Below are 11,635 nucleotides of genomic sequence, written 5' to 3'. Positions count from 1 at the left end.
AGGCCGGCAGGGACAGCCCAGTCAGTGCTTCTTGTCCCTGGCCTTCCTGATGACGTCCCTGGCACGGTCCATCATCGCCATCGGGGTGCCCACGAGCACGTTCTTGGTCGCCGACTCGGTGCCGGGATGCGGGTGGGTCGGGGCCATGGCCTCGGCGGCCTTGACGCCGGCGCCCAGCGCGCGCCGCTCGGCCTGGGAGGTGTGCTGGACGACCTTCGCGAACTCGTACCGCTCCTCGGCGCGGGCGTGCGCCTCGACGGCGGCGCGCAGCGCCAGGAGGTTGCGCATGAAGTTCGGCGCGTCCGGGCCGGCCTGGTCCATCTCCTGGAGGAGCTTCTTGGCCTCGTGCTCCTCTTCGAGGCGGTCCTGGACGACGCCCGCGCCGCCGTCGAGCTTGGTGCGGGCGTAGGGGTGGAGGATCTCCTCCTCGGCCGTCTCGTGCACGGCCAGCAGCCGCACGAGGCGGGTGAAGGACTCGCCGCGCCGCTCGGGCGGCGCCTGCTCGACTTCGTCGAACAGATTCCTGATCATGCCGTGCTGGGCGATCAGAAGTTCGATGACGTCCGTCTCTTCCATCTTCTCGGGAACTGTCTTCGTCACGGTCCATCTCCTCTCGGATTACGGCGGGTGCCTACCCGTGGTCCGGCTGGTCACGCATGCGCTTGCCGTTTCTGGAGGGACCGGCGGTGAGCTGAGGAGATTGCTCCCGAAAGCCTCGGGTAGGCCCGATTCGGACGTCGCCCACCCCCCGGCGCACGCGAGTCGAGCAGCCGAAGGAGCGCGAAACACATGACCTTCAATCCCTTGCGGGAGCGGGGCATCCCGCTGGACAAGCAGATACGTAACTGGCGTGAGCTGAACGTCATGCCCATCGACCCCGATCACGCGGACCCGTACACACGCTGCCGCGTCATCGCGATGAACGGCATCGAGACCGAGGCGATCTTCTTCAGCCACCACATGGCCCGGCACTGCCCGAGCATCGACATCAAGCAGCAGCTCGCCCGGGTCCGTTACATCGAGGCCCAGCAGCAGAAGGTGGTCAACTGGCTGCTGCCGGGCGTCGCCTCGGTGCTGGAGACCACCATCGCCTACGAGCAGGTCGCCGTCGACCTGACCGCCTGGGTCGCCCGGATGGAGCCCGACCCGTACCTCAAGCAGGCCTACCAGTTCGGTGTCCTGGAGGACTTCGACCACCTCTACAGGTACTCCAACCTGTACGAGATGATCGAGCACCGCAAGGCCGAGAAGATCGTCGACAACCTGACCGAGATCATGCCGGGCAGGCCGACCCCCCTGCACCACCGCGACCCGATGGACAACGTCCGCGACCCGTACGACAGGTCGACCGCGGCGCCCATCTCCAAGCTGCACGCGCTCACCATCATGGCCGCCGAGCAGCAGACGATGAACTTCTACATGAACGTCGGCCCGACCTACATGGAGCCGATCGCCCGCCAGCTCTACCAGGAGATCGGGCTGATCGAGGAGGAGCACGTCACCCACTACGAGTCGCTGGTCGACCCGGGCGAGAGCTGGTGGGAGATGCTGCTCAACCACGAGTACAACGAGTGCTACCTCTACCACTCGTTCATGGAGACCGAGTCCGACCCGAAGGTGAAGAACATCTGGGAGCTCCACCTCAACATGGAGCTGGAGCACCTGCGCCTGGCCGCCGAGCTGTTCAAGACGCACGACGGCCGCGACCCGGAGCAGGTGCTGGCGCCGGAGCTGCCGGCCCCGGTCACGTTCGAGCCGAACAAGGACTACATCCGCGAGCTGCTCGCCACCCAGATCGACTACACCACGCTGGGCACCGGCTACGTCCAGGAGGCCCACGAGCGGTTCGAGAGGATGCAGGAGCAGATCATGGGCGGCGAGCCCGCGCCGTCGCAGGTGGCGATGCAGGAGAACGTGCACAAGTCCGGCGAGGAGTACCGGCTGGAGACCGAAGGTCTCCACCCGGTGCCGAGTCTCAGGCGCCGATGAGGAGACCAGCCACGCTCGGGGCCCGGCTGCGTCGCGGCCGGGTCCTGCACCCGAGGGGCCGCCTGCTGGCCGGCACGCTGGAGGTGACCGGCGCGGGCGAGCTCGGCGTGCCGGTCCTGGACGAGCGCGGACAGTACGAGGTGATCGCCCGGCTGTCGAAGGGCGGCTCGCTGCCCGGCCGCCTGCCCGACGTGCTCGGCCTGGCGGTGCGCCTGCCCGGCCCGGTCGACCTGTTGTTGTCCACCTGCGGGGCGGCGCCGTGGCTGCTGCGGCCCAGGGCCGGGTTCACCGCGGGCCCGTACTCCAGCGTGGTGCCGTACGGCAGCGACGCCGGGCCGGTCTGGCTGGTCGCCGTGCCCGAGGGCGAGGACGTGCCGGCCGATCCCGCCCTGCTGCCCGCGGCGCTCAGGCGCGGCCCGCTGCTGTTCCACCTGCTGGCCGCGCGCCGGGACACGCCCGCCCGGCCGCTGGCGACCCTCAGGGTACGGGCGACGCTGTCGGAGCGCGCGGACCTGTCCTTCGACCCGGTGCGGCACGGGCACCCGTCGCTGCGGATCGAGGGCTCGCTCGCCCGTCTGCGGCGCGGCGCCTACCAGGGCTCCCGGGAGGGACGCCACGCCGAGCTCTGAGCCCGTCAGCCCGGCTTGCGGCCGACTCCGGCGGCGATCCAGGTCTTGACGGCCTCGGCGTCGGACACCGGGGTGTGCGGCCGCCACTGCCTCACGTAGACGAAGCCGGGCTCGATCAGCTCCAGGCCGTCGAAGAAGCGCTTCGCCTCCGCCATGGTGCGGGGGCCGCCCGAGGGGCGCTTGAGCGCGTCGCGGTAGATGTCGGCGACCGCCTCGGCGATGTCGGGCCGCGTGTCGAACACCGCGTGGGTGATCGCGACGTAGCTGCCGGGCGGGAGCCGGTCGCACAGGGCGGCCACGCTCTCGTAAGCGCCGAAGTCGTCGGGGATGTACTGCAGCATGCCGAAGAGCAGCACCATCACCGGCTGGGAGAGGTCGATGAGCCGCCGCGTCACCGGATGGTCGAGGATCGCGTCAGGCTCCAGGATGACGCCCTCCGCCACCCCGGTGCGCTCGTTGGTGGCCAGGAGGGCGCGGGCGTGGTTGAGCGCGACCGGGTCGTCGGCGACGTAGACGGCCCTGGACTCGGGCGCCAGCTCCTGGGCGATCTGGTGGACGTTGCGCTCGACCGGCAGCCAGGCGCCGATCTGCAGGAACTGCCGCACGCCCGCCTCGACCAGGTGGGCGACCACCCGCTGGCGGAACTCCTGGACGTGCTCGCCCATGGCCTTGGCCTCGGGGGCCAGCGCGAGCACCTTCTCCGCCAGCTCGCGGTCGATGGCGAAGTTGTCCTTGCCGCCGGCGAAGTAGTTGTTGATCCGAGCGACACTGGGCGTGCTGGCCGACACGCCGGGGCTCGGCGGCTGAGTGGCATCGCTCATGAGTGATCTCCTGTTCGCGGAGCGCTACGGACAACGGTAGCGGCTTCTCAACGGACGGAAAGGACGATCCGCCCCGAAGGAGCGCCCGCCGCCTGACGTTGCCACGCTTTTTCCGCGTCGTCGAGCGGCATGATCTCATGAACGACCGACAACGCGCCGCGCGCCGCGTGTCCGGCGATCTCGGTGATGGCGGCGGCGCGCTGGGCCGGAGTCAGCTCGTTGTTGGTGTAGCCCAGCAGCCGCAGCGACTTGCCGCGCAGCGTCGAGGAGTCGATCGGGCTGGTCTCGGAGGCGGAGCCGCCGAGGTTGACCAGGCGCCCGCCGGGGCGCAGCACCCGGGTCGCCGCCGCGGCCGGCACTCCGAAGAGCGGGTCGAGCACCAGGTCGGCGGGGCCGTCGAGGGCCGCGGCCAGCCGGGCGGCCAGCTCGCCGGCGTCGTCGCCGTCGAGCGGGACCACCGCGTCGGCCCCGGCCCGCTCGGCGCGCTCCCGCGCGGCGGCGGAACGCGCGGCGGCGACCACCCGCCGGGCGCCGGCCAGCCGGGCGAGCTGCACGGCCGCCTGCCCGACGGTCCCGCCCGCGCCCAGCACGATCACCTGCTCGCCCGGCCTGAGCTCGCCGCGCCAGCCGAGCGCCATGTAGGCGGCCACGGCCGACAGGCCCAGCGCCGCCACGGCCACCGGGTCGGTGCCGGGCGGCAGCTCCACCAGGTCGCTCTCGGACACCGTGGCCAGCTCGGCCATGCTGCCGTCGCCCGGCGCCATCCCCGCCGTGGTGGGGAACCAGACGGTCCGGCCGCCGACGGTGCCCACCCCCTGGACGCCCGGCACGTACGGGGTCGGCGGGGTGCCGAAGTAGGACGTGCCGGTCGCGCAGAGCAGGTCGAGCGGTGTCACCGGGGCGGCGGACACCTCGACGAGCACCTCGCCGGGCCCGGGCGCGGGCGCGGGGCGCTCGGCCACCGCTGGCGGCTCTCCGCAGGTGTGGATCTGGGCGGCGCGCATGGTCAGGTCGCGATGTCCGGGTAGGGCAGGCTCATGTGGGCCAGCTTACGGGCGTACTCCTTCTGGAACCCGAGAGGCTCGTAGTCGCGCTCGAACATGGCGATGAAGAGCGTGAGCGTGAGGAACGGGTGCGCGCCCATCTCGAACAGCCGCACGTAGTCGTGCGCGGCCAGCGCCTCCCGCTCGGCGTCGTCGAAGCGCAGCCAGGTCGACGCCTCGCCGCCGTGGCAGTTGAGCACGAGGTTGGCCCGCGTCGACTCCCACCACTCGACCGTGCCGCGCGGGTCCTCGCGGTAGCGCTCGACCAGCTCGGGGTCGCGGTCGACGGTGAACAGGAACTTGTTCAGCAGATACTTGCTCACGACCGGCCTCCGCGCGGGTACCAGGTGAAGTACGCCTCCATGGTGTGGAACAGATCGTAGGTGTCGACGTAGTCGGCCTTCTGGCCCTCGCCCGCGACGCCCATCATCAGCATGAAGTCCATGAACCCGTGGGTGGCGTTGCCCGGCGCGTGCAGGCTGTCGAGCGTGACCTCCGCCAGGCAGCCCTCGATGTCGCCGCCCGCGATCCACTCGACGGCCTTGGCGTCGAACTCCGGGTCCGGCCCGTGCGGCCCGAACTGGCGCGGCCCGCCCAGCTCCAGCGACAGGTGGCCGGTGCCGATGACGGCGACCCGCTGGTCCGACGGCCACGACTCGACCAGCTGCCGGATCGTGCGGCCCAGGTCCACGAACCGTTTCGGCCGAGGCAGCGGCGGCGCGAAGATGTTGGTGTAGACGGGCACGATCGGCAGGTCGTTCTGCGGGCGCAGGGTGATGATCGGGCACGTGATCGAGTGGTCGATCCGCAGCTCGTTGGAGAAGGCCAGGTCGAAGCCCGCGTCGAGGCCCTCGCGCAGCACGTGGGAGGAGAGGTCCTCCTGGCCGGTGAAGAGCATCCGGGGCAGCCCGAACTCGCGCTCCTCGTTGTACCAGTTCGCGTCGTAGTAGGGCGCCTTGCCGACCAGGAACTGCGGCATGTTGTCGAGCCAGAGCTGATGGAAGTGGTCGGACCCGACCATCACCAGCACGTCGGGCCTGGCCCTGGTGAGGGTCTCACGGAACGCCTCCACCTTGCGCACCCACTCGTCGGCGAACGGCGGCCGGTCCTCACCGGTGGCCGTGCTGGCGCGGTAGTAGAACGGATGGTGGGTGGATGCGATCACGGCGACGAGTTCAGCCATGCGTGCCTCCAGGGGGGTACGGGTCGGGGGCGACGGACCGGTTGTTGAGATCGACCGACAGGAAGATGTCGTTGGCCACCGGGTGGCGCAGCTCCTCGGCGAGCTGGCCGATCAGTCCGGCGGTCCTGGCGAGCAGGGCGAAGCCGCGCAGCAGCTCCAGCGGCAGCCCGAGGTCGGCCAGCGCCGCCCCGCAGACGCCGGCCCCGTTCAGCGGGAGCGTCTTGCCGAGCACCTCGGGGTGGACGCGGCCGATGGCGGCGAACAGCGACAGGTGGGGCCCGTAGAGCCCTTCCTCGGCGGCGATCCGCAGCAGCCGTGGGGTGCGCGGGTCGCCGTTCTTGTGCACGTGGTGGCCGAGCCCGGGGACGAACCTGCCCTCCGCGCGCCGGGCGCGCACGGTCTCCAGGGCGAGCGCGTCCCACCCGGCGTCGTCCTCCGGCGGCTCGCCGGCGGACTCCAGCACGGCGTGCAGGAACCGGCCGCAGTCCTCGGTCACGCCGAGGAACCGGGACCCGCCGCCGAGCAGCCCCGCCGCCAGCGCGCCCTGGATCGAGTCGGGCGCCGACAGGTAGGTGAGCCGGGTGACGATCGCGGTGGGCGTGAACCCGTGGTCGGCCAGCGCGGCGAGCACGGCCTCGAACACGCGCGTCTCGCCGGGTGACGGCCTGCGCTGGGCGGCCAGCCAGAACGCCAGCTCGCCGAAGCCCACCTCGCCCATCACGTCCTCGGCGAGGTCGTGGCCCAGCAGGGTGATCTTCTCGGCCGAGGACGCGCCGAGCGCGGTCGGATACTCCCGGTCAGCCACGACCGCCGCCTTCCCCGCCCGGCTCGGACAGCCAGGCGCGCAGTTCCGCACCGTGCTCGTCCAGCTCGGGCGGCGGCAGCTCGTACGTGAGCGCGCTCTCGGAGAACCGGATCGGGTGCCGCGTCGTCGGCACCGCCCGCTCGCCCTCGCCGACCGCCACGACCGGGTCCAGCCCGAACCGCTCGGCCATCGCGAACCCGCCGTCGACGGTGTTGATCGGCCCGCTCGGCACCCCCGCCTCGACCAGCAGGTCGAACCACTCCACGGCGGTCTTGGCGCGCAGCCGGTCCACGAGGATCGGCCGCAGCTCCTCCCGGTTGGCGGTCCGCCCCGCGTTGCGGGCGAAGCGAGGGTCGTCGGCCACCTCGGGGATGCCGAGCACCTCGCACAGCTTGCGGAACTGGCCGTCGTTCCCGGTCGCCACGATCAGGTCGGTGTCGGCGGCCGGCAGCGGCTCGTACGGGAACACGCTCGGATGCGCGTTGCCCATCCGGAACGGCACCACGCCACCCGCCACGTAGGCGGAGCTCTGGTTGACCATCGCCGTCAGCGCCGACGACAGCAGATTGATCTCGACGTGCTGCCCCCGGCCGGTGGCGTCCCGGTGGCGCAGCGCGGCCAGGATGCCGATGACCGCGTGGTTGCCCGCCATCACGTCGAACACCGAGATGCCGGCCCGGTACGGCGGGCCCTCCGGGTCGCCGGTGAGGCTCATCAGACCGGACATGGCCTGCACCATCAGGTCGTAACCGGGCACCTTGGCCCCAAGGCCGGAGCCGAACCCGCTGATGGACGCGTACACGATGCCCGGGTTCGCCTCCAGCACCGCGTCGAAGCCGAGGCCGTACTTGTCCAGCCCGCCCGGCTTGAAGTTCTCGATCAGCACGTCGGCCCGCCGCGCCAGCTCCCTGGCCAGCCCGGCGTCCTCCTCGTCGCGCAGGTCCAGCGCGATCGACCGCTTCCCCCGGTTGACGCCCAGGTAGTAGGTGGCCGCCTCGCCACGGGCCGGCGGTGTCCACGACCGGGTGTCGTCCCCCTTGGGCCCCTCGACCTTGACCACCTCGGCCCCGAGGTCGGCCAGGAGCATCGTGGCGTACGGGCCCGCCAGCACGCGGGAGAAGTCGGCCACCAGCACACCGGACAGTGGTCCTGCTGTCATCCGGCTCCGCCCTCCATATCCGTTACACGGACAGATGTCCGTGACGCACATTCTCACCATCCAACAGGAGAAGCGTCAACCATTGACAGGCCGCCCGAGCGTCATCAGAGTGTCCCTTAACCAGCGGTGACCGTATGACGGACAGTCGTACGCAGAATTCGGGGTGAGGGAGTCCACCATGACAGAATTCGAGGCCGGACGCCCCGTGGTGCTGCGGGGCGGCACGGTGCTGCCGATGACCGACGGCCACGAGGTGCTCTCCGGCGTCGACGTGCTCGTCGAGGGCGACCGGATCGCCGCCGTGGGGCCGGAGCTCGCGGTGCCTGACGGCACGATCGAGATCGACGCCACCGACGGCATCGTCATGCCCGGCATGATCGACACCCACCGGCACATGTGGCAGACCGCCATGCGCGGCTACGGCGCCGACTGGACGCTGACCCAGTACTTCGTCTGGTACTACCTGGAACACGGCAGGCTGTTCCGCCCCGAGGACGTGCACGCGGGCAACACGCTCGCCGCCATCGAGGCGATCGACGCCGGCGTCACCACGGTCGTCGACTGGTCGCACGGCCTGCAGACCGTCGACCACGCCGACGCCGCCGTGGACGCGCTCCGGTCGGTGCCCGGCCGGTTCGTGCTCGCGTACGGCAACATCCAGGCGCCGCCCGCCGAGTGGACCGCCGCGCCGGAGTTCCGCGACTTCGTGAGCCGCCGCATCACCGGCGACGACATGCTCGGCTTCCAGCTCGCCTTCGACGTGGTGGGCGACCCCGCCTTCCCGGAGAAGCCCGCCTTCGAGGTGGCCCGCGACCTGGGCGTCTCCGTCACCACCCACGCGGGCGTCTGGGGCGCCACCAGTGACGAGGGCATCAGGCAGATGTACGAGCACGGGTTCATGACCCCGGGCACCGTCTACGTGCACGCCGCCACGCTGGAGCCCGACTCCTACCACCGCATCGCCGCCACCGGCGGTTCCATCTCGGTGTCCACCGAGAGCGAGCAGAGCGCCGGCCAGGGCTACCCGCCCACCTGGGCGATCCGCCTGCACGGCATCCCGGTCTCGCTGTCCATGGACACCAGCGTCTGGTGGAGCGGCGACCTGTTCTCCGCCATGCGCACCACGCTCGGCGCCGACCGCTCCCGCGCCCACCTGGAGGCGCACGCCAAGGGCGACACCGTCACGCACTGCGCGCTCCGCGCCGACCAGGTCGTCGAGTGGGCGACCAGGGGCGGCGCGCGGGCGCTCGGCCGCGACGACCTCGGCAGCCTGGAGCCCGGCAAGAAGGCCGACCTGGTGCTCATCAAGAACGACCGGTCGCCGGTGTCGTTCCCGCTGCTCAACCCGTACGGGCACGTCGCCTTCCAGGCGCAGCGCGGCGACGTGCACACGGTGGTCGTCAACGGCCGGGTGGTCAAGCACGAGCACGAGCTGGTCGGCGTCGACCTGGCCGCGGCCCGCCGCCAGGTGGAGTCGACGGTCGAGTACCTGCGCTCCACCATGGGGGAGGAAACCTGGCTGAAGGGCATGAACCCCGACATCCCGGAAACGAAGATCCTCGACAACCCGTACACGTACACCGACTACCGAAGCTCCGCCACGCGCGACCGTTAAAGTCCTACCCGTGAGACCTGCTGAGCGAGGCGTCGATGGCACGCGCTGACACCGGACCCGATTTCATCGAGGCGCTGGCCCGCGGCCTCGACGTGATCAAGGCGTTCCAGCCCGGCCGGCCCGTCATGACGCTGACCGAGGTGGCGACCGCGACCGGGCTGGCCCGGCCGACGGCCCGCCGCATCCTGCTGACGCTGAGCGAGCTCGGCTACGCGCGGGCCGAGCAGGGCGGGTTCGCGCTCACGCCGCGGGTGCTGGAGCTGGGCGTGTCGTACGTGCGCTCGATGGGGCTCTGGGAGGTCGCCAGGCCCCACCTGGAGTGGCTGGTCGCGCGGACGCACGAGTCGTCGTCGATCGCCCAGCTCGACGGGTCCGACATCGTGTACGTGGCGAGGGTGGCGGTCCCCAAGATCGTCACCCTCTCGGTGCAGATCGGCACCCGGTTCCCGGCGCTGCAGACCTCGCTGGGCAAGGTGCTGCTGGCCGCGCTGCCGCCCGCCGAGGTGGAGCGGGTGCTGGCCGAGCCGAGCCGGTCGGGCATCACGCCGCGCTGGCGGCCCGGCCGCGAGGAGCGCGAGAGCGCGCTGCGCGCGGTGCGGGCCAAGGGCTGGGCGCTCACCGACGAGGAGCTGGCGCTCGGCATCAGGTCGGTGGCCGCCCCGCTGCGCGACGGCATGGGCAACGTGATCGCCGCCGTCAACGTCAACGCGCACGCCGCCGAGACCTCGGTGGAGAAGCTCACCGAGGAGCATCTCCCGCTGCTGCTCAAGACCGCCGGCGCGATCAGCGCCGACTGGTCGCAGTATGCGGCGGTGCCGCAGGTCACCGCGTCTTGACGACACCCTCCCCGACCAGCCGGTCGACCGACTCGCGGATCGCCTCGAAGGGCGAGTAGCGCGGCCGGAACCCGAGCAGCCGCGCCGCCTTCTCCATGCCGCAGTGGGGGCTGTGCGCGATGTGGTCCCAGGTGGCGTCGGCGTCCTCGGCCGAAACGGTCTCCTTCCACCGCTCCCACGGCAGGAACGACAGCCGCGCCTCCCGCCCGAACCAGCCGGCCGCCGTCTCGGCGTAGCCACGCAGCGTGACCGCGGAGTCGGCGACGCAGTGGAACGCCTCGCCGAGCGTGACCGAGCGGCCCGCGAGCGCGGCCATGAACAGCCGGGCCACGTCGTCGGCGTGGACGTGCTGGAGGGTCTCCAGGCCCAGGTTGGGCAGCGCCAGCTCGCCGCCGTCGGCGAGGATCTGGAAGGTGACCGGGTTGACGTTGCCCGCCGGCGTGACCGGCACCCAGCCGGGCCCGACGATGTGGCCCGGGTGGATCACCGTGGCGGGGAAGCCGTCGCGCTGCGCCCGGTCGAGCAGGTAGGCCTCGATCGCGGCCTTCTTGACGCCGTAGTCGCCGAAGGGCCGGCGCGGGGCGTCCTCGGTGGTGGGCACGTGGACGCTGGGGCCGTGGACCCAGACCGTGCCGCAGTGGAGGAAGTGGCGGATCCGGCCCGCCAGCGCGTCGGCCAGGTGGCGGGCGCTGGACTCCTCGAAGCAGATGAGGTCGATGACCGCGTCGGGCTCCAGCCCGGCGACGCGGTCGCCGAACGTGCCGGCCGCCTCCTCGGCCGCCCGGTCGGCGGTCACCGTGGTGACCCGCTGCCAGGCGCCGTGGGGGGTGTAGGGCCGCCGCGTGCCGCGGCTCACGGCGACCACGTCGTGACCCGCCTCGACGAGCCGGGGAACCAGGTAGGTGCCGATGTGGCCGCTGGCACCGATCACCACTACGCGCATGGCGCAAGCTTAGAACGCCGCCCGGTTTGCCGACATCCCGCGAGGGCAGCCGCGGGAACATGGCCGAAAGGAGCAGCCGCCGGGCCGACGCCGTCCGGCTGGCGCGTGCGCAAGGACTGTTCAACATGGCGTGCGGGCTCTGGCCCTCACTGTCCATGTCCAGCTACGAGAAGGTGTACGGGGCCAAGACCGACCGGTTCCTGGTCCGTACCGTCGGGAGTCTGCTCGTCGGAGTCGGGCTCAACCAGTTGCGGGCCGCCGCCCGCCCGGAGGGGCTGCCGTACGCCAAGCGCCTCGGCACCTCGGCGGCCCTGACCCAGCTGCGCCTGGACCTGATCAACGTGTTCACCGGCCGGGTCCCGCCCACGTACCTGATCGACGCCGCCGCCCAGGCGGGCTGGCTCTACGCGTGGCGGCGGACCGCCGAGCCGCCGCCGGCCCGTACCGGGACGAAGATCGCCACCCAGCTCGGCGTGGCGCTCGCGGGTGCCGCGATCGGCGGCGGCGCGGCGTGGGCCGGCGACGCGCTGGGACGGCGTGCCGCTCGGCCCGCGGGCGAGGGGGCGGTCACCGTGCCGAGTCCGGAGGTGCAGCCCGTCTGAGGTGACCCGC

Annotated in this window: 13 protein-coding genes; 5 read left to right on the top strand and 8 right to left on the bottom strand. The window is 71.8% G+C overall.

The window, feature by feature from the left end; genetic code table 11:
- Positions 1 to 21: 21 nt before the first annotated feature.
- A complete protein-coding gene (locus tag ACIBF7_RS01735; RefSeq protein ID WP_397196126.1) occupies positions 22 to 600 on the bottom strand; it encodes a hemerythrin domain-containing protein in 579 nt (192 codons plus the stop codon).
- 189 nt (positions 601 to 789) lie between these two features.
- Here ACIBF7_RS01735 and ACIBF7_RS01730 point away from each other — a divergent pair, with 189 nt between their 5' ends.
- Complete coding sequence (locus ACIBF7_RS01730; RefSeq protein ID WP_397196125.1) at positions 790 to 1,989, top strand: hypothetical protein; 1,200 nt, start codon at positions 790 to 792, stop codon at positions 1,987 to 1,989.
- Complete coding sequence (locus tag ACIBF7_RS01725) at positions 1,986 to 2,618, top strand: hypothetical protein (RefSeq protein ID WP_397196124.1); 633 nt, start codon at positions 1,986 to 1,988, stop codon at positions 2,616 to 2,618. Before ACIBF7_RS01730 ends, ACIBF7_RS01725 begins: the two co-directional genes overlap by 4 nt.
- A gap of 5 nt (positions 2,619 to 2,623) precedes the next feature.
- Here ACIBF7_RS01725 and ACIBF7_RS01720 read toward each other — a convergent pair whose 3' ends face one another.
- The 6 genes from ACIBF7_RS01720 to ACIBF7_RS01695 are packed head-to-tail and all read right to left on the bottom strand — an operon-like array spanning position 2,624 to position 7,629.
- Positions 2,624 to 3,439: an SAM-dependent methyltransferase gene (locus tag ACIBF7_RS01720; RefSeq protein ID WP_148035464.1), complete on the bottom strand. Its 816-nt coding sequence runs from the start codon at positions 3,437 to 3,439 to the stop codon at positions 2,624 to 2,626.
- Between the two features lie 47 nt (positions 3,440 to 3,486).
- On the bottom strand, positions 3,487 to 4,443 hold the full coding sequence (locus ACIBF7_RS01715) for a zinc-binding alcohol dehydrogenase family protein (RefSeq protein ID WP_397196123.1): 957 nt from the start codon (positions 4,441 to 4,443) through the stop codon (positions 3,487 to 3,489).
- A 2-nt stretch (positions 4,444 to 4,445) separates the two neighbouring features.
- Positions 4,446 to 4,805, bottom strand: a complete 360-nt coding sequence (locus tag ACIBF7_RS01710) for a hypothetical protein (protein WP_148035462.1) — start codon at positions 4,803 to 4,805, stop codon at positions 4,446 to 4,448.
- Complete coding sequence (locus ACIBF7_RS01705) at positions 4,802 to 5,665, bottom strand: extradiol ring-cleavage dioxygenase (protein ID WP_271276790.1); 864 nt, start codon at positions 5,663 to 5,665, stop codon at positions 4,802 to 4,804. Before ACIBF7_RS01705 ends, ACIBF7_RS01710 begins: the two co-directional genes overlap by 4 nt.
- Positions 5,658 to 6,470 (bottom strand): citryl-CoA lyase, encoded by an 813-nt coding sequence (locus tag ACIBF7_RS01700; RefSeq protein WP_364229361.1) that lies wholly within the window; start codon positions 6,468 to 6,470, stop codon positions 5,658 to 5,660. Before ACIBF7_RS01700 ends, ACIBF7_RS01705 begins: the two co-directional genes overlap by 8 nt.
- Entirely contained in the window at positions 6,463 to 7,629 is a 1,167-nt protein-coding gene (locus ACIBF7_RS01695; RefSeq protein ID WP_397196122.1) for a CaiB/BaiF CoA transferase family protein, read from the bottom strand. Before ACIBF7_RS01695 ends, ACIBF7_RS01700 begins: the two co-directional genes overlap by 8 nt.
- Before the next feature lie 178 nt (positions 7,630 to 7,807).
- Between ACIBF7_RS01695 and ACIBF7_RS01690 the strand changes: the two genes are divergently transcribed.
- Entirely contained in the window at positions 7,808 to 9,244 is a 1,437-nt protein-coding gene (locus ACIBF7_RS01690; protein WP_397196121.1) for an amidohydrolase family protein, read from the top strand.
- Positions 9,245 to 9,279: 35 nt separating this feature from the next.
- A complete protein-coding gene (locus ACIBF7_RS01685; RefSeq protein WP_219542879.1) occupies positions 9,280 to 10,080 on the top strand; it encodes an IclR family transcriptional regulator C-terminal domain-containing protein in 801 nt (266 codons plus the stop codon).
- On the opposite strand, the gene ACIBF7_RS01680 is transcribed toward ACIBF7_RS01685, so the two are convergent.
- Positions 10,067 to 11,023 carry an NAD(P)-dependent oxidoreductase gene (locus ACIBF7_RS01680; RefSeq protein ID WP_148035456.1) on the bottom strand — a complete coding sequence of 319 codons (957 nt, stop codon included), beginning with the start codon at positions 11,021 to 11,023 and terminating at the stop codon, positions 10,067 to 10,069. The two genes, ACIBF7_RS01685 and ACIBF7_RS01680, sit on opposite strands and share 14 nt — an antisense overlap.
- Positions 11,024 to 11,082: 59 nt before the next feature.
- Here ACIBF7_RS01680 and ACIBF7_RS01675 point away from each other — a divergent pair, with 59 nt between their 5' ends.
- Positions 11,083 to 11,625, top strand: coding sequence for a hypothetical protein (locus ACIBF7_RS01675; RefSeq protein WP_271276794.1), 543 nt, complete (start codon positions 11,083 to 11,085; stop codon positions 11,623 to 11,625).
- The last annotated feature ends 10 nt before the right edge of the window (positions 11,626 to 11,635 follow it).

The organism is Nonomuraea sp. NPDC050478 (assembly GCF_044458265.1).
GTDB lineage: Bacteria > Actinomycetota > Actinomycetes > Streptosporangiales > Streptosporangiaceae > Nonomuraea > Nonomuraea ferruginea.
Note: the sequence above shows the minus strand (reverse complement) of the source record. Positions and strands in the feature narration are given on the sequence as shown.